Annotated in this window: 11 protein-coding genes; 7 read left to right on the forward strand and 4 right to left on the reverse strand. The window is 40.8% G+C overall.

The features are described 5' to 3' along the window. Window positions 1–40: 40 nt before the first annotated feature. The 7 genes from FD716_RS07450 (at window position 41) to FD716_RS07480 (ending at window position 14,075) form a co-directional block, all read left to right on the forward strand. Window positions 41–2,287, forward strand: a complete 2,247-nt coding sequence (locus FD716_RS07450) for a DEAD/DEAH box helicase (protein WP_139851709.1) — start codon at window positions 41–43, stop codon at window positions 2,285–2,287. A gap of 387 nt (window positions 2,288–2,674) precedes the next feature. Further along, window positions 2,675–4,132, forward strand: coding sequence for a hypothetical protein (locus FD716_RS07455; RefSeq protein ID WP_228714925.1), 1,458 nt, complete (start codon window positions 2,675–2,677; stop codon window positions 4,130–4,132). 74 nt (window positions 4,133–4,206) lie between these two features. Next, window positions 4,207–5,351 (forward strand): IS3 family transposase gene (locus tag FD716_RS07460; protein ID WP_085944219.1). Its coding sequence is split into 2 segments (ribosomal slippage): window positions 4,207–4,471 and window positions 4,471–5,351, totalling 1,146 coding nucleotides; the frame shifts between segments, so codons are not numbered across the junction. A 93-nt stretch (window positions 5,352–5,444) separates the two neighbouring features. Then, window positions 5,445–6,887, forward strand: a complete 1,443-nt coding sequence (locus FD716_RS07465; protein WP_215895456.1) for a cold-shock protein — start codon at window positions 5,445–5,447, stop codon at window positions 6,885–6,887. Between the two features lie 1,370 nt (window positions 6,888–8,257). Then, window positions 8,258–9,427 carry an efflux RND transporter periplasmic adaptor subunit gene (locus FD716_RS07470; protein WP_323808188.1) on the forward strand — a complete coding sequence of 390 codons (1,170 nt, stop codon included), beginning with the start codon at window positions 8,258–8,260 and terminating at the stop codon, window positions 9,425–9,427. Then, window positions 9,424–12,600, forward strand: a complete 3,177-nt coding sequence (locus FD716_RS07475; protein WP_139851710.1) for an efflux RND transporter permease subunit — start codon at window positions 9,424–9,426, stop codon at window positions 12,598–12,600. The genes FD716_RS07470 and FD716_RS07475 overlap by 4 nt, the downstream gene beginning before the upstream one ends. Continuing rightward, window positions 12,597–14,075: an efflux transporter outer membrane subunit gene (locus tag FD716_RS07480; RefSeq protein WP_139851711.1), complete on the forward strand. Its 1,479-nt coding sequence runs from the start codon at window positions 12,597–12,599 to the stop codon at window positions 14,073–14,075. The genes FD716_RS07475 and FD716_RS07480 overlap by 4 nt, the downstream gene beginning before the upstream one ends. Window positions 14,076–14,382: 307 nt before the next feature. Here the strand turns inward: FD716_RS07480 and FD716_RS07485 are convergent, their stop codons facing one another. The 4 genes from FD716_RS07485 to FD716_RS07500 all read right to left on the reverse strand — a co-directional run bounded on the left by FD716_RS07485 (window position 14,383) and on the right by FD716_RS07500 (window position 18,828). Beyond that, on the reverse strand, window positions 14,383–15,798 hold the full coding sequence (locus tag FD716_RS07485; protein WP_139851712.1) for an NAD(P)/FAD-dependent oxidoreductase: 1,416 nt from the start codon (window positions 15,796–15,798) through the stop codon (window positions 14,383–14,385). 30 nt (window positions 15,799–15,828) lie between these two features. Then, window positions 15,829–17,160 carry an APC family permease gene (locus tag FD716_RS07490; RefSeq protein WP_139851713.1) on the reverse strand — a complete coding sequence of 444 codons (1,332 nt, stop codon included), beginning with the start codon at window positions 17,158–17,160 and terminating at the stop codon, window positions 15,829–15,831. A gap of 162 nt (window positions 17,161–17,322) precedes the next feature. Further along, window positions 17,323–18,048, reverse strand: a complete 726-nt coding sequence (locus FD716_RS07495) for a cache domain-containing protein (protein WP_139851714.1) — start codon at window positions 18,046–18,048, stop codon at window positions 17,323–17,325. A gap of 60 nt (window positions 18,049–18,108) precedes the next feature. Further along, on the reverse strand, window positions 18,109–18,828 hold the full coding sequence (locus FD716_RS07500) for a FadR/GntR family transcriptional regulator (RefSeq protein WP_139851715.1): 720 nt from the start codon (window positions 18,826–18,828) through the stop codon (window positions 18,109–18,111). Window positions 18,829–18,834 lie beyond the last annotated feature (6 nt).

Raw genomic sequence — 18,834 nt, forward strand, 5'->3', positions numbered from 1 at the left:
TCTGGGTATATCGCAAAACGATATACCCTAAGGATTTCTCATGTCTAAAAAAACATTTATGCTTGATAAAAGTCAATTTCTAACCCATTTAGGGCTAAAAATACCACCTAATCAAAGCTTCTTTTTGATTGCACCAACAGGATCAGGCAAAACCTCTTTTACAATGGAGGACTTAAATACTCAATTTGAGTTTGTCCTGATCCTAGTTCCGACTCAGGCCAAAGTAATGGAACTGGAAAGTGAATATCCTAAAGTTAAATGCTCAAAATATTTATTTTTTTGTGGAAATAAAAGTCCTGATGAAAGTATTCGTAGTTTTAAAGGTGTTGTAGTCGCTACATATGATAAATTCGACAAAGTCATAGAGTTAATGACGCCTTTGCAAAAAAAGAAAGCTCTACTGGTCATTGATGAATCTCATAAACTTTATTCAGCAGGATCATTTCGAGATAGCGCTTTAACACCTGTCATTTGGCATCTACAACAGCGCTCGATTCCCTCAATATTATTTTTGACTGCAACTAAAACCAATACGTTATTTGAGCAGTTAAAAATCAAGATTGATCAAGAATATATCATTGAACATAAGAATCCGATTATCCGTAGTATTGAAGTTGTTTCATTGCTTAAGGGGGATCAATATACCTGTGTTGCTATGATTGAGAATAGAATCAAGCAGCTCAAAAAAGAATATATCAGCTTGCCTAAAGATCAACGCTGTAAGACCATTATTGTACGGGTCAATTCACGAGAGAAATGTGACAATCTACAGCGATATTTTGAGGATAAATTCAAGCTAAAATGTCTTGTGGTACATAGTAAGTCTAAGAACAATGTTGATGTTCGTGAGATTTTTGAGACACAGAAGATCCCGAAAGGTGTCGATATTGTATTTACAACCTCAATCATGGATGAAGCTGTAAATCTTAAAAACGAACAGATTGAGGTTGATTCTATTTTTGTACTTGGAAAACAAGCGCACGTAGAAGAATTGGTTCAATTCATTGGTCGTTTACGTTTGGCCAATGTACCTTGTTATCTGCTATTGCATACCGAAATTTGTCGTACCCATGATGACCCATCAAAGATTCATGAAAAGCATATTAAAAAGCTGAATGACTTTATATCACGTGTAAATAAAATTGCAGAAGCTCTAGCAAGTCTTGCTGAAGATTATGAGTTCGATCTGCAAGATATCGAGAAGCCAAATATTTATGACAAAGTTAATCGAATGAATGAGAGTTTTAAAGAATGGTTCGGTTGCAAGCTTTTTGCTGTCTATAAAGGAAAATCCCTAGAGAATATTGCGAGCCTTGTTTCAACGCTGTATCAAATAGATGCTGGCCAATTCTATAGTAGCTTCGAATACCTCAAGTGGCGTATCCAAAAATTTCTTCCTAATTGTAAGATTAGCTATGCTGAGAACAAAACGCTTGAAACACCTCAAGATATCAAGGATTTTTTTAATGAGCAAAAAAGTAATGCTGAACAAGCCTATGCTGAGAGTATTGATACAGGAATTGAAATTTTTCTTAAGCATTTTCAGACTATAAATTTTAAACCTGAATCATTAAAAGATATTTCAAGTAAGTTCATCAAGAATAAACAGCAAGATGAGGCTTATATTGAGGACCTTGTTTGGCATAAAGACTATCAGGTTCGACACTATGAAGAGGTTAGCCAAGTTCTAAATGAAACGATCTATCTGTCGCAGCATATAACTAATTTACATGATATACGTGAAATACTTACCCAGAAGAAATTTAGGGAAATATTGAAAGTCACTGAGGCTTATGCGAATAATGAATTTATCCGTCATATCGTTAAACAACTCTATGGCAGTAATCCTAATAAATATTTGCATGGTCACTATACCCTTAATGGCGTACAGGCCAGTAAATTATTGAGTAAGACAATCAAAGCCGTACAGGATCAGACACACCTACCGATGCGAACGATCATTAAAGAGAACCTGATCAAAGGAATGCGTTATGACTATAAAACCGATGCCTTTGACATTACTGAAAGCAAAGCCTTAAACTTTCTTGCTGCTTATTTTGAGGTCAAAGACAAAAATAAGAATAAACCTGAAAGACGCTACCTTGAATTTCAGGGTATTGCTGTTGGCGGCTTTGAATACCTGAGTCTTAAAGATTTACAAGCTCCGCATCTCATTGCAAAAGAAAAATTTATACTCAATGAGAAGACCTATGATGCCTATTCTGGTCAATGTCTGACTAAGCTGACTCGTACACTAAGCATGGAAGATCTTTATAACGAACTTTAAAAGACCACTATCAAGTCCACAATCCCAATGTTTTCAGTTCTCACAGGTTCAGGTGAGGTTCGAACCGAAATCATTGGGATTCTGCACGATGCAGAAATGTGAGGGGGATAAATTTATTTTGTGGTAAAACTCTGGGCTTGTGTTCGGTCACATCATGTTGTGGGCTCGGTGCTGGGGGGAGTTTTGGTTATTTAGTAAGTTACAGATACATTATACTTATAAAAAGATGCTTTTAATATTTATCTAACAAGTATGATCGATATAAAATCATTTAAATTATATTCTATATCTATTACTTAAAATGTTTATAAATCTAGAATTGACATAGAGAGCATACTGATGCTTTATATACTAACTACATATTATATAATAGTTTTAGGGTACTAAATGGCTAATATTGACATCGCGGAAGGAAAATTAAAATGTTTACTGGATGAAGTAAGGCAAAACTTACCAACAATAATAAGTGAAGAAGATGCAAAAATTAAAATTATAAATAGAATCTTTAATGAGTGTTTAGGCTGGTCATTCACCACTTTTTTTTGTGAAAATAGCCATGAAAATGGTTTTTCTGACTATATATTAAAAATAGGTGATGAAGAGTCGCTTGTCGTAGAAGCTAAGCGTATAGGCATATTAGGTGTAGAGTCAGCTATTATTGACAAGTGTCGAACTCTTAAGATTTCTGGTACTGTTTTGAAACCATCAATCGAGGGTATAAAGCAGGCTCATTCATACGCCAGTGATGCTGGGATTCCTATTTCAGTAGTAACAGATGGGATTACATGGATAGTTTTTAAAAATTGGGTTAAAGGTGGATACAGAGAAAAGGAGGCATTTGTTTTTCCATCTCTTGAGGCTGTTGAAAATTCTTTTAGTACTTTTTATGAGCTACTTTCATATGAAAGCTTTACTAATAAAACATATAGTATTCTTTTTGACCAAGTACATAATAATCGTCAACAGCTCACTCTCCCTTTGACCGCTGCACTGGAATCTAGTGATATAAATATACTTCAAAAGTCCCCCATTGCATTTGATCTTGAAAAGATCTTTAACAATTTTTTCACACAAATTACAGGGGATGCTAATTCCGAAATCATGAAAGAGTGTTTTGTTGAATCTAATGAAAGTCAGATTGCAGATTATTCCTTAGAGAAGATCACCAATAGTGTTTTGAATAATTTACCTCATTATAAAAGTCAAGTAGGACATGAATTAAGTAATCTAATTGAGGGAAATGTACAGGCAGGCATCCCGCCAGATTCAGACCTATCTGTCTTTATTGTCGGTCCAACTGGTTCTGGTAAAACCACTTATATTGATAGATTCTTCTCAAAAATACTGGATAGGAATATAAGAGAGGATTGCTTAACTATAAATATTAATTGCTTAGATGCTACTGGGGATATAAGCAGAATAACAAGTTGGCTAACTGCAACAATTATAAGTTTTTTAGAAAAAAAGTTGTTTTCGGAGGGATTCCCTACTTATAACGACTTAAAAGGTATGTATTTTAGTCAATATCAACGAATGGCTTCAGGTTATTTAAAGAAAGTTTATGAAAATGATAAAAAAATATTCGATGAAAAATTTGCAGACTTTCTAGATAAAGAGGTTCATGAAAATCGTGAAGGTTATCTAGAGAGTCTGCTTCACTTCACAATACATAACCGTAAAAAACTACCCATCATTATTGTGGATAATACGGATGAATTTACAATTGATTTTAAGATCCAAATTTTCCAGTTTTGTAATTCTTATAGAAGAAAAGTAAAAACGTGTATGTTAATGTTCCCCGTTACAGATAAGTCTGCATGGAGCTTTTCTAAGACCGATATATAGAGGTGGATCAGGAAATTTGAACAACACTTATAAGTGATATTTTGCTCCCCAAATGATGTTATAAACATCAATATATGGAGTATTTTATGGCACGTAGACCAAGAAGAAATCATTCAAATGATTTTAAAGCTAAGGTAGCACTTGCTGCGATTAAAGCAGAAAAAACACTTGCTGAATTGAGTGCTGAATTTGATGTTCATCAAAACCAAATTATCGACTGGAAAAATCAACTGATTTCAGCTTCCTCGCAAGCTTTCGATCAATCAAAAGCTCCAACAGAACCACCCATCGATCTAAAAAAACTACATGCAAAAATCGGTGAGCAGGCATTAGAAATTGATTTTTTAGAAGGTGTGTTGAAGAAACTGGGCCGCTTCAACCACAAAAGTTAATCGATGACTCACTTCAGATTTCAGTATCTAAGCAAGCTCAGCTGCTGAAAGTCTCCCGTGGTTGTTATTACTATCGCCCAAAACCTGTGAGTGCATCAGATCTGAAGCTGATGCGCTGTATGGATGAGTTACATATGCAATACCCTTTTGCAGGTAGCCGTATGATGCGTGATTTGTTGAATCGTCAAGGACATCATATAGGACGACGTCATACACGTACTTTAATGAAGAAAATGGGCATTAATGCGTTATATTGCAAACCAAATTTAAGCCAGGCTAATCAAGCTCACCGCAAATATCCATATCTGCTCAAAGGATTGGCTATTCAGCGCAGTAATCAAGTGTGGTCTACGGATATAACGTATATCCCTATGGCAAAAGGCTTTGTTTATTTATGTGCTGTGATTGATTGGCATAGCCGCAAGGTACTTGCGCATAGAGTATCGATTAGTATGGAGGTTACATTTTGCATAGAAACATTAAATGAAGCTATTGAAAAATATGGTCGACCTGAAATATTTAATACAGACCAAGGCAGTCAGTTTACCAGTGATGCATTTATTGATGTATTGAAATCAAATGACATCCAAATCAGCATGGATGGTAAAGGTCGATGGGTTGATAATGTGATGGTTGAACGATTATGGCGGAGCGTTAAATATGAAGAGGTGTATCTCAAAGCCTACAGCAATGTTTTGGATGCGAAGAAGCAATTAAACGCATATTTTGAATTTTATAATTTGAAACGACCTCATTCGAGTCTGGACAAAATGACTCCAGATGAGTTTTACTATGACCAGCTACCACAACAAAATAAGGTAGCTTAACTAGAGCAGAGTATCACTTATAAATAAGCTTTTAGTTGTTCAAACATGTGGGACCACCTCTTATTTACAATACATCAGTCAAAATCTTTCTTTTTGCCAACACCTTCACCAAGAGAGGTTTTTAGAAAGCGACTAGAATTTCTCAATAAAAAACTTATTACAGCTGATATAAAAGATAGAAAAGAATATTTATCTAGTAAAGGAATTCGCATAGAACTCAAAGATATTACAAAGTTTGCACAGGTTTTAGAGGATATCTTCGTTGAGAATAATTTTACAGCGAAAACTTTAGGTGAATTAACTAACTACAATATCCGTTCAATTATGAATCTTTCAAGAAGAATCATCACATCCCCAGTAATGAGAATTGAAGACCTTATTGTCAGTTATGTAACTGAAGAACCTATCAGTTTTGCCAAGTTTATTGATGCCCTGCTTCGTGGAGATTATGAGGCTTATAAGGTAAGTACTGGGGATGATTTTGGTGTTATTTCGACTTTCAACGTAAATTCAACGAAAATCCATTCTCCACTACTAACTTTGCGAGTACTTGCTTTGTTAAGAGTAGCAAAACACAATGGGAGAGATGTTGAAGAAAAACATTTAACTGTACGGTCAGTTATTAACTATTTTGAAGTATTAGATGTAGATTCTATTAGTATTGAGTTTTGCTTAAAAGAGCTAGTTTTTTTAAAACTACTGGAACCTTATGACCCTTCAACAAGTGTATTAAATGAAGGACAACGGTTAGCCATAACGTATAAAGGTTTGGTTCATTATGATTTAGCCACAAAGAATAATGTATATTTTTACCAAATGGCAATTACTACGGGATTAAGTGATCCAGAAGTAGTTTATGAAATTCGAAGTTATTATCAATCAAAACGCCCTTTTGGAGATAAAACTTTATACATCAGAAGGAAGTTTTCAGAATATCTACTTCATGAAGACAAAAAGTATATAACTCAAATTCAGGATAAAGAGCAGTTCGAATGCCAAAGAGATTTGATTAAAGATATAAATGCTTTTAGTCTTGATAGGAGTGGTAATGGACTAAATTCACTTATTCAAGACAATTATTCTAGTCTTCTAGGAGAGAAATTAGTCGGTAAAGTGAATAAATATGATCAAGAAAAAGACTATGGATTTATGGCCTTTTCTGAAATAAGTGATGAAGTTTACTTCAAAATTTCCAGACTTATAAGAAATGAAATAGGTGCAGTCTATGATGGAGATGTTGTGTACTGTACATTAAAGCGCGGGGAAAAAGGAATCTCTATAAATACTATAGATGGATTTGTCGAAGATAAAAATGAATTTCAGATTGAAAAGTGTCTCATAACATTTTACAACATGGAGCGAGGATTCGGCTTTGCTAATATAGGTATTACGTCAAATGATGCTTTCTTTCATAAGACAGCATTCCCAAATAACTTTTCTGAACACATTAAAGAGAATTTGGAATTTCAAGCCGAAATAAGACTAAAAGAAAATGGGAAGTATTATGTAAGACGCTGTTTGGGCTTAATTGAGTAATCGATTAGAATCGCTATAAAGTAATATTTTTTATTGGGTTAGTTCCAGTTACTAAACAACTATTTTTTCATTTCTCAAGTAAACTTCTCCCTTTTTCCCGATTTACTCAGCTTTCTCATAGTCGACGTTAAGACCCAAGCTGAGTAAATCAGGATTCTGCGCGATACAGAAATGTGAGGAGGATAAACTAGTTCTTTAAATGGCCACTATCAAGTCCACAATCCCGATGTTTTCAGTTCTCACAGGTTCAGGTGAGTTTCGAACCGAAATCATTGGGATTCTGCTCGATGCAGAAATGTGAGGGGGATAAATTTATTTTGTGATAAAACTTTGGGCTTGTGTTCGGTCACATCATGTTGTGGGCATATGCTGGGGGGAGTTTTAGTTATTTTGAAATATTTTGCACTCGGTTGGAGCCGATATAAATGCACTAAAGTTGCTCCTGACATGGCAGCGCTAAGAATCCCTAATCCCTCAAAGCAGCTTTTGCGGTCGTGTCTTTGTGTAAAAAGAAAGCATGGTCTTTGCGGTCTATAAAAAAAAGCTTACATTTGTGAGGTCTATCTTTGCGAGACCGCAGCGGTCAGCGGTCTTTTTGCGGTTTTTGTCAATTTCCCATACAATAAATAGCTTATTTTTCTTATGCTTATAAAAGTACTCTTTTGTCTATTCCAAGGAGAATGATATAAAATCCTTTAGTTTTCTTTTACTTAGAAAATTGATTGCGGTCTTGTTATAACTATTCATTCCTATCATCCAACACTAACCTAGATCATTGTTTTTAAATAAAAATTTATAAAATTCTGTCTCCGCTCATAATCCGTTGGTCCCGTGTTCAAGTCACGGTGGGCCCACCAAATTCAACCTCATAAACCATTGGTTTATGAGGTTTTTTAATGCCTGCTATCTTTAGGATGTTGGACTTTGCGGTAAAAAATGCGGTCCATTTATTGAATCGTCGGTTGGGCTATCTTACCTGTGGTCTAGCATATATCTAGTTTTACTCTTCGCCTCAGCTCAAATACTTCTTGGCTATAATTTTGTTATCAAATTCTATTGTCGTGCTTATAAACTTTGAATTATTTCTTACATAAAATCAAATAGAAAGATGTATTGGTTAATATTATTAATTCGTTTGAACTGGTTTTTTCTCATAAAAAAACCATCGAATTGAGGTTAGTAATATTTGCTCTATTACTCAATATTTCCAAACATAATTCATCTTCGATATCTACATTTTTTGTTGATAGATCATTTTATTCCTAAAAAAGCTTGACCTTACAATTATGGGAAGCTGGATAAAAGCACCGAGAGCGACTTTAGCTCAGTAGAACTAAAACGAAATGTCGATTCCAGATATGGACGTAAAGATGATGAAACTTAAACGAATAAGCTTACCTGCAGTCACGGCTTGCCTAGCTTTGGCGCTTGTAGGCTGTCAAGAAACAGTCCCTGAAGCTGCTTCTGCCAAGCCGCCAAGTGTTCCTGTTGCCAAAGTCATGGCGAAGCCCGTAACGCCATCTGTTGAATTCACTGGGGCATTGGCTGCGGTCAAACATGTTGAGTTGCGACCAAGGGTCGCTGGTTATATTCAAAGTGTGAGCGTTCCTGAAGGGCGCTTTGTTGAAAAGGGGCAAGAGCTTTTTAGAATTGATCCACGGGTTTTTCAAGCCAAACTCAACGCAGCAATAGCACAGTTACGTGAAGCAGAAGTAGCATCAGTGTTGGCTCAAACAGAATATATTCGGGCCAAACAATTATTTGAACAAAAAATCATTGCACGTGATCGACTCGATACCACAATGGCTGCTTTGGGGGTCAGTAAAGCACAAGTCGATGCAGCTAAAGCCGTACGTGATGCAGCTCAATTAGATTTAAGTTTTACTCGAGTGACAGCATCAATGAGTGGGCGTGTTGGGCAAATCCTTGTGACCGAAGGAAACTATGTCACGAGTGGTATCACGCCATTAATGAGCATCGTCTCAACTAATCCGTTGCACGTTTATTTTGATGTTGACGAACGTACTTATTTACAATCGCTTGCAGCAGGTCGCGCCAAAGCAGGTTCAAATGTAGGAGAGGCAGTAAAGGTCAAAGTGGCCCTACTTACTGATCAGATGCATTCAAGACTCGGTCATGTTGATTTTCTCTCGAACACTGTTGATCGTGGTACAGGAACGATACGTGCCCGTGCCGTTGTCGATAATACCGATGGATTATTGATACCTGGACTTTTTGCCAAGGTCAAATTAGAGACAGGCAAACCAGTGGATCGAGTGCTCATTTCTGATCAATCGATAGGTACTGATCAAGGGAGTCGTTATGTATTGGTGGTTGGTAAAGGGGATGTGACGGAGTATAGGCCAGTGGAGCTTGGGCCAGTCATCGATGGTTTACGTGTGATCGAGAAAGGTTTAAAGCCAAATGAACGTATCGTCGTTAAAGGCTTAGTACGTCCTGGAATGCAGGTCTCACCGCAAGTAACGACAATTGATGGGAAGACGATTACACCGCAGAAAGCAGTGGGGGCTAGTCAATGAATATCCCTCGGTTTTTTATTGATCGACCAATCTTTGCTGTTGTCCTCTCGATTGTCATGATGATTGCGGGCATTGTAGCCTTTTTCCAATTACCATTAAGTGAATACCCCGCAGTAACCCCACCTACGGTACAAGTTACCGCTTCCTATCCCGGTGCCAATCCTGCTGTAATTGCTGAAACGGTGGCAGCGCCTCTGGAGCAGGCGATTACTGGCGTTGAGGACATGTTATATATGTCTTCGCAATCGGCAACGGATGGCCGCATGGTGCTTACCGTCACATTTGCGCAAGGCACCAATGCGGATATGGCTCAGATTCAGGTACAAAATAGGGTTGCGCGTGCACTGCCACGCTTGCCTGAAGAAGTACAGCGTCAGGGTGTTGTCACACAGAAAACTTCGCCAGATATCTTAATGGTCGTACATCTATTATCACCCGATAAACGTTATGACCCATTGTATATGTCGAACTATGCTCACATGAATGTGCGTGATGAGTTGTCTCGTATTCCCGGAATTAGTGATGTGTTGGTATGGGGTGCAGGGGAGTATAGTATGCGCCTTTGGCTCGACCCTGATTTGATCGCTTCGCGAGGACTGACTGCTGGGGATGTGATTGCTGCAGTACGTGAACAAAATGTACAGGTGGCCGCAGGCTCCGTTGGGCAGGCACCGAATTCCAGTGCAGAATTTCAAGTCACGGTAAATACGCTTGGTCGATTAACCGATGAAGAACAGTTTGGTGACATTATCATTCGTACTGGTAGTGATGGCCAAATGACGCGTTTACGTGATGTTGCGCGGATTGAAATGGGCGCTGATGCTTATGCGCTACGTAGTCTGCTTGACGGCGAACCTGCGGTTGCATTGCAAATTATTCAGAGTCCAGGAGCGAATGCACTTGACGTTTCTCAAGCTGTACGAACAACGATGCAGCGACTTGAGGGTAAATTCCCAGAAGGACTCAGCTCTCGTATTGCCTATGATCCTACCGTATTTGTCCGTGCATCACTGGAAACAGTAGCAACCACGTTATTAGAAGCCATCCTTTTGGTCGTGATTGTCGTGGTGCTATTCCTACGAAATTGGCGTGCTTCTATTATTCCACTGATGGCTGTGCCAGTCTCGCTGATCGGTACTTTCGCAGTGATGTATCTGATGGGCTTCTCACTTAATACTTTGTCATTGTTTGGTTTAGTACTTTCAATAGGGATCGTCGTGGATGACGCTATTGTCGTGGTCGAGAATGTTGAAAGGCATATTGAAAATGGGGAGAAACCGATTGAGGCGGCAAGGAGAGCGATGCAGGAGGTGACAGGTCCGATTATCGCGATTACGTCAGTGCTTGCCGCTGTATTCATTCCGACCGCTTTTCTCAGTGGTTTGCAGGGAGAGTTCTATCGCCAGTTCGCGCTGACGATTGCGATTTCAACTATTCTGTCTGCTGTCAACTCGCTTACTCTCAGTCCAGCGCTTGCTGCATTGTTATTACGTCCACGTAAAGCTGCGGTGGTACATGATCCGCAGAGCATTCGCGGTCGGGCTAATCGCACGTTTCAGTGGTTGGGTCGACCATTTCAACGTGCACCTAACGCTTATGGCAACATGGTACGTAAACTCGTGCGCTTGAGTGGAGTGGTACTGATCGTTTATGGAGGCATGTTGTTCTTGACCTATGTCGGTTTTAAGGCCGTACCACCTGGCTTCGTACCAATGCAGGATAAATACTATCTTGTGGGGATTGCACAACTTCCAAATGCTGCATCACTAGACCGCACTGAGGCTGTGGTGAAGCAGATGACTAAAATTGCATTGGCTGAACCTGGGGTTGAAAGTGTGGTTGCCTTTCCAGGACTTTCAATCAATGGTTTTGTGAATGTACCAAATGCAGCCGTGATGTTCGTGATGCTTGATCCCTTTAAGGATCGTATTACACCTGATCTGAGCGCTAATGCAATTATGGGGCGTTTACAAGCAAAATTCTCAAGTATTCCTGATGGTTTCCTCGGCGTATTTCCACCACCGCCAGTACCAGGTCTTGGTGCAACAGGTGGTTTTAAAATGCAGATCGAAGACCGAAGTGGTGCAGGGTTGAATGCCTTGGTAGAACAAACGCAGATATTAATGACAAAAGCGACCGAATCAGGACAAGTTGCAGGGGTGATGACCAGTTTTGATGTCAATGCACCACAACTCGATGTTGCGATTGATCGTACTCAGGCAAAAAGCCAAGGAGTGTTATTGTCAGATATATTCGAGTCATTACAAGTTTATCTTGGCTCACTTTATGTTAATGATTTCAATCGCTTCGGAAGAACATATAAAGTTATGGCTCAAGCAGATGCAGAACATCGGATGCAAGCTGAAGCTATTGGTCGCTTACAGGTACGTAATGCAGCTGGAGATATGCTGCCATTGTCATCATTTTTAAGTGTTACTCCAAGTGCAGGTCCTGATCGAATCATTCATTACAATGGCTATCCATCAGCCGATATTTCAGGGGCTGCTATGCTGGGTGTAAGTTCAGGGCAGGCCGTAGCCGAAATGGAACGTTTGGCGAAAGAATTCTTAGCAGATGGCATAAGTTTTGAGTGGACAGATCTTACCTATCAACAAAAGTTAGCAGGCAATACAGCGCTGTTTATTTTCCCACTGTGTGTACTGTTAGCCTATCTGATTTTGGCTGCACAATATAACAGTTGGTTACTACCTTTTGCAGTTCTGCTGATTGTACCAATGTGTTTGTTAAGTGCAGTGCTTGGGATTTGGTGGGTAGGTGGCGATAACAACATTTTCGTACAGATTGGGCTGATTGTTCTTGTTGGCTTAGCTGCCAAGAATGCGATTTTGATTGTTGAGTTTGCGCGGAGTCTTGAAGCCGCAGGATCAACGGCACTTGACGCAGTAATTGAGGCCTGTCGCTTGCGGTTACGGCCGATTGTGATGACGTCATTGGCCTTTATTGCAGGTGTGGTTCCGTTAGTGTTTGCGACCGGGGCAGGTGCTGAAATGCGTCAGGCGATGGGCATTGCTGTTTTTGCAGGGATGTTAGGCGTGACTTTGTTTGGATTGTTTCTGACCCCCATTTTTTATGTCGTGATACGTAAAATATCGGCTCGTTTTGAGCGATCTAAGAAGATTGATCAATCTCTAGAAGAGGAAAGTCACTTATGAGGAATTCTTATATAAAGCGCTTACTTCCGCTGAGTGCATTGACTTTTTTGGCTGGCTGTGCGGTCGTAGGGCCTGATTATTCAGCACCGGCTTTGCCGCTGTTACAGTTCCCTGCCAGTTTTGATCAGGCATCTACAGGCTTAAGTCCAGAGGCCGTTGAGGTGCAGTGGTGGCAGACTTTTGCAGATCCGATGCTAACAGGTTTGGTACAACAGGCATTGTCTGCCAATCACGATATTGCAATTGCAGCCATGCGCTTAGAAGAAGCCAAAGCGTTACTCCGTGAAAATCGTCAAGGTTATTTGCCAAGTGGCGGTAGCATACTGCGTTATGAAAACAACAGACGTAGTCAGACTGAAACACCATTTGATCAACCACGGCGGATAGAAAGTTATCGCACTGCGGTAGATGCTGCTTGGGAGATTGATCTTTTCGGTCGTGTACAGCGTTCGGTGGAAGCTGCTCGAGCACATGCTGGTTCGCGTGAAGCATTGCTGCGGCAAGTGCAGGCAGGTGTTGCAGCAACAGTCGCTGCGACCTGGTTCGAGCTACGTGGTATTGAAACCGAGTTAGTATTAGTGGCTGATATTCGTCATAACCAACAACAAAGTTTGCGCTTAGTTGAAAGGATGGTGATGGCCGGTTCTGCGAGTGAATTCGATCGACTACGTGCTGAAGCATTACTGCGTAATGTCGAAGTCGCTGTACCTGAATTGGAACAGCGTCGTTCAGTCGCCATTAATGCATTGGCATTACTTGTGGGTGAAGCGCCACAAACATTCACAGTCCCGACCATAAAACCTGTGGCTAAAACATTGGCTATCCGAACAATTGCAGTGGGTGATCCAACTGGGCTCTTGTCACGTCGTGCTGATATTGCAGCAGCAGAGCGCAATCTTGCAGCAGCGACTGCTCGCATTGGAGTGGAAACAGCTGGGCTTTATCCTGAGATTCAGGTACAGGGTTCAATTGGATTCGTAGCAGGGGGATTGGATAGCTTAACTGGTGCAAGTACATTGTCTGGTATTTTTGGACCAAGCATTCGTTGGTCGTTTCTAGATATTGGGCGTGTACGTGCTCGGATCGCGGCCAGTGAAGCACAGAGTAAAGCGGCTTTATTCATTTATGATCAAACCATATTACGTGCACTGCAAGAAACTGACAACGCTTTTAAAGCATATATCACTGCGGGTGAGACCCTAGGACTACGGTTATTGGAAGCTACTGCAAATACCGCAGCCGCAGACTTGGCCCGAATGCGCTTTACAGCGGGCGAAGGTGTTTATTTAGATGTGCTTGAAGCAGAACGTAGTGACTTTGCCAGTCGGCGTGCACTGACGATTGCACGAACCAATCAACAACTTGCAGTCGTTAGTATTTACAAAGCATTAGGTGGTGGTTGGGAAGTTTGCACACAGCAGCAAAATGATTGTAGTGGGGCTAATGCGGCAGCAAACTTTAATTTTTTAAAATAGATCATGCATTTTGAAGTAGGATGTCTAGATAAATTCTAAGCCAGAGCCCTAAGGCTATATACTTCAATAAATCAACGCATAGCAATGAGCTGTGCGTTGATTTTTCAACCAATAGATTTAAAAATAGGTAATCACGCTTAAAGTTGCTTTAACCAGCTGCTTTTTTTCTCCTCAAAGGAAAAGTTGAAAGGGCTTATAAAATGAGTTAAGTAAACCAGTTTAATAAACAAGCGCATCTATAAATATCATCTGCTGTGCCTAAAAAAGGCCACCTCAACAGGCAGCCTTGATCTTTATAACCCACCCCCTAAAACGAAACCATCTTCCCAGGATTTAACATGGCACCAATGCCATAGGCACTTTTGGCCAGCGGAATAATCATCGGGGCAATGTTACGGCCAAAGGCAATATTTTGATGGTCGATCTGACACAGCATATTAAAGTCACTCGATTGACCCATAAAATCTGCAGCAATGGCTTTACCGATGCGTACAGTTTGTGCCACGCCATGACCACTCCAACCATGTACGGCATAGATGGGAAATTTAGTGCCATATTTACGGCTATCCACCGCACCATTCACGGTTAAGTCTGTAGTACCACTCCATACAAAATCGAGTGCAACCTGTTTCAGTTGTGGGAAAACCGTTTGAATACGGGTCTTTAAATAGTCATGGGTTTTTTGTGGTGACCAGCAGCTGCCTGTACCTTGACCACCAAACAATAAACGATTGTCTGCAACGGGACGATAATAATCAATTTGAAATTGAGTGTCATAGACCGGATGTCCGTAGGGCAAAAGGCTGTGTATGTCTACCTCTAAAGGGGCGGTAGTACTGACATAAGTATAAAAAGGCAGGGTGGTCTGTTTATTTTCAGCGAGTAATTTAAAAGAGGCGTGATGTACACCCAGCACCACGGATTTTTTCGCTTTAATGATGCCATTGGCAGTATGCACATAAATCCCTTGTGGGGTTTCTTCAATACGGATTACTTCTGTCTGTTCATGCACTTTGCCGCCATTTTGGCAGAAGGCATAAATCAAGCCACGATTCAGCGCCAAGGGGTGAATATGCCCACCAAGCTCATCGATTAATCCTCCTTGATAGGCATCGGATTGAATGTACTGCATTAGTTCATGTTTACCCATAATACGGGTATGATCTTCCCCTAGAAATTTACGGGCATCTGCCGCTTGGGTTAACCCAACCAAATGACCAGGATGCACCGCAGCGGTAATATGGCCATGCTGACGCCTAAAGTCGAGTTGATACTGTGCTGCAATTTGATCAATCAATTGCATGGCTTCGGTGGAGGTGAAGTGCCAAAGTTTTTTTGCATCTTCATGGCTGAGTCGCTCCGCCATTTCCTCTGCTTCCCAGCGTGCCAGTCCTGGCGTGAGTTGACCACCATTACGACCTGATGCAGCACTGCCAATCCGATTTTTTTCCAGCAAAATGGTTTCCACCCCTTGCTCGGCCAGATGTAAGGCAGCAGATGAACCCAATAAACCACCGCCTATGACGACCACATCACATTCAGTATCGGCATTTAAAGCGTCAAATTGCTGCCAAGCCGCCAAGGAACTTTCATAGTAATTGGCAGGATGCTCAGCTTGAAATTGATTTGGGTTACACCAGTTCCACTCTTTGCCGATGGCAGCTGCGTGACTGGCTTTAAATTCGACATCATCTAAGAAAATGGGTTTTTGTATTGCAGTCATGTTGAGATTCCTATTCGTTTTTTAATCGTGTTAATAGCTGCTTGTAATAGCAATGCTTTGTTTTTTAATCCGTTTGTAGGCAAATAATAAGATGCCAACAAAGAGCCAGGCACAGCCGAAAGTCAAGGCAGTGGTGTCGAGGTTGAGCCAAAGAAAGACAATGCAGGTCACAGAAATGAAAGGTAGAAATAGATTGAGGCATTTATTTTTAAAACCTTTTCTGTGATTTTCTTTTAAATAAAACTTAACGAACACTGAAAAATTCACTGCAGTAAAGGCCACCAAGGCACCAAAACTAATCAGGCTCACCACTTGTGCTAAATTCAGAAAAATAGCGCTCATCGAGATGATGCCGACAAACAGCACAGAAAAGATCGGAGTGCCGAGGGTGCGATGAAAAGTCCCGAAGTATTTCTGTGGGAAAATATTGTCCTTGCCCATGATATACAACAAGCGTGAAGCACTGGCATGTGATGCCAAACCCGAAGCTGCCGTATTCATAATTTGACCGACCAAAAAGATCGATTGAAATAAGGCCCCCCCGACATAGAGTACGATTTCGGGTAGGGCTTCTTGGGGATGTTGAAAACGAATATTGCTTGGATAATACAGTTGGATAAACCAAGCTGCGCTAAAAAAGATAAATCCACCAGTAAGCGTGGTGAGGATGACCGCACGTGGAATATTCTGCTTTGGATTTTTGGTTTCACTGGACAAGGTGGTCACCGCATCAAAGCCTAAAAAAGAAAAACACAGTACGGAGGCACCGGCAATCAGCGGCAAAAGTTCTTGCGAGCCATGCCACAATGGTTTGAGTGTCAGTACATGGGTCGCCCCCTCACTGCTTGAAATGCCATTCACCACCAAATAGATAAACACAAACATCAACAGGACTGGGGCAAATACAAACACCAAACTGAGATTGGCCAAGATGCGAATTCGGAAGCAATTGACCAAGGTCACTACACTGGTTGAGAGAATGACCCAAAACCAATAAGGCAGACTTGGAATCAATGCAGTTAAATAAATGGCCGCCAGCAGCACATTGATTAAAGGCAGCAGTAAGTAGTCCAGTAAGGAACACCAACCGACAAAGAAACCACTTTTGGCACCACAGCTTTCAGCGGTATAGCTATAGGCGGAACCAGAGTGTTCCGATTCACGGCTGAATCGGGCATAACTCCATGCCGTCAGGAGCATGGCACACAGCGCCAATAAATAGGCCAATGGCACACGACCTTCGGTAATACCAGAGACAATGCCAAAGGTATCGAATACGGTCATGGGCGTCATATAAGCAATGCCGATAATGGTGACTTGCCACAAGGACAGTTTTTTCAGTACAACAGATCTGTTTTCCATAGATAGATCCTGATTTTTGTTGTTTTAGCTCGATTTAACCGCTATTTCACATTTTTTAGGTACAACTGTAGCGTACCTAAGCAGATCGTGATGCAAAGGTCGATTAAAGGTTGGTCGATTGCTTTTTAGGCGTGTTAAGCGTGATGCTGCAAAACCGAATAGCTAACTGGCATTGGGTAAAATCACCAATTGCAAGCTTGGGCTTTGATCGGCATGCTGCTGTGGGAATTTTTCTCCCGCCATTTTTAATAATGTTCCTGTGCGAATACTCACATCATTTGAGGTAATCACACGAGAACTGTCATTGATGATGACTGCGCGTTGCTGAATGCCTTTTAATGCGGGCATCAATAGTTTTTCTAATGCAGAGACCAACAGGTCAATCGCAATTACCCCAATAAATTGACCATGTAATAGGACGGGGTGTGCTGAAGTAATGGTATAGGCACCATTACAAATATAGTCGACATAGGGGCCATGCAGGCAGGGCTTTTGATTTAAGGCGGGTTGATGGAACCATTCGAAGGAACGAAAGTCGAGGAAGCGTTGCGCATTTTGATAATTTTCCAGTTGGGCTTGTTGGAGTTGATTGGCCTTTTTATACCACCACTCAAGCGTCCAATAATCTTGTTCCTCTTGTGTTTCAGGGCGATAACTGGCAAAGCCCATGCCTTGGCTGTAGGTGCTTTGGTTTAATGCAGATTTAATTTCAAGTTGTAAGGCCTGACGTTGATCCTGACTCAGTTTAATGCCATTTTCTACAGCGAGGCTGTGTTGCGTCATTATGATGCTGGTCTTTTCAGCCAGCTTTTCAGCGGTGAGTGCTGTTTCAGACTGTACTTGTTGCAACAGCGTTTGTAACTGCACGATCGATTGAGACTGGGTCATTCCTTTAACTCCTTGTATATCTCATTTACTTGACTTAAATCAAAGCTGCCTATTTTATTTTTATTCTAAAGCGAGTTTATAGCGCAGCATTTGGTCCGTGAGCATCGAGATGATTTTTTTGGCTTGAAGCATTGCATCATCTTCATTCCCATCATGAAATGCAGACAACAGTTTTTGATATTGCGTGACGATACTTTGATGAAACGCATGATCTTGGTACAGGACTGCAATTAAAGGTGCCCATTCGGCTTGAACGGTCAACTCTTGGGTGGCTAGGCGTGAAGATTGTGCAAAAGTGGTTAGGGTTAATAAACAGCGTAAATCCAATTGCGCACGCAGATCAGGCTCGGCTTGCTGTTTGAATTGGTCGATTAATTCTTGCATTTTATTCAGTTCAGCACGTGTCGTTCGTTGTGCTGCTAAATAGGCACTGTGGCCTAAAATTGCACTGTGAAACTCACCCAGGTCGGCCAAATACTCATTTGAGGCTTGGCGCAATGGATGTTGATTGAGCAGTAAATCTGCAGGAAGTTCACAAATAAAACTGCCGCCATTACGACCACGGCGCGTATCAATTAAACCTTTAACTCTTAAGGTGTTGAGGGCTTCACGAACGGTAATCGGAGACACACCCATTAAACGTGCCAAGTCCATTTCGTTCGGAAGCTGTTCATTACTTTTGAGTAAGCCCGAAATAATTGCATTCTCCAAGCGCTCAATCACTTGTTCTGAACGTGTGGCTTGACCAATAGGTGCAAATATAATGGTGCTGGCTGACATAATGAA

Origin of the sequence: Acinetobacter pullicarnis, assembly GCF_006352475.1 — a bacterium.
Taxonomy (GTDB): domain Bacteria; phylum Pseudomonadota; class Gammaproteobacteria; order Pseudomonadales; family Moraxellaceae; genus Acinetobacter; species Acinetobacter pullicarnis.

What these genes read in the sequence shown, in the direction of transcription:
- FD716_RS07490 (WP_139851713.1), bottom strand. Translation starts at nt 17,160, where the DNA reads ATGGAAAACAGATCTGTTGTACTGAAAAAACTGTCCTTGTGGCAAGTC.
- FD716_RS07450 (WP_139851709.1), top strand. Translation starts at nt 41, where the DNA reads ATGTCTAAAAAAACATTTATGCTTGATAAAAGTCAATTTCTAACCCAT.
- FD716_RS07475 (WP_139851710.1), top strand. Translation starts at nt 9,424, where the DNA reads ATGAATATCCCTCGGTTTTTTATTGATCGACCAATCTTTGCTGTTGTC.
- FD716_RS07455 (WP_228714925.1), top strand. Translation starts at nt 2,675, where the DNA reads ATGGCTAATATTGACATCGCGGAAGGAAAATTAAAATGTTTACTGGAT.
- FD716_RS07480 (WP_139851711.1), top strand. Translation starts at nt 12,597, where the DNA reads ATGAGGAATTCTTATATAAAGCGCTTACTTCCGCTGAGTGCATTGACT.
- FD716_RS07500 (WP_139851715.1), bottom strand. Translation starts at nt 18,828, where the DNA reads ATGTCAGCCAGCACCATTATATTTGCACCTATTGGTCAAGCCACACGT.
- FD716_RS07495 (WP_139851714.1), bottom strand. Translation starts at nt 18,048, where the DNA reads ATGACCCAGTCTCAATCGATCGTGCAGTTACAAACGCTGTTGCAACAA.
- FD716_RS07470 (WP_323808188.1), top strand. Translation starts at nt 8,258, where the DNA reads ATGATGAAACTTAAACGAATAAGCTTACCTGCAGTCACGGCTTGCCTA.
- FD716_RS07485 (WP_139851712.1), bottom strand. Translation starts at nt 15,798, where the DNA reads ATGACTGCAATACAAAAACCCATTTTCTTAGATGATGTCGAATTTAAA.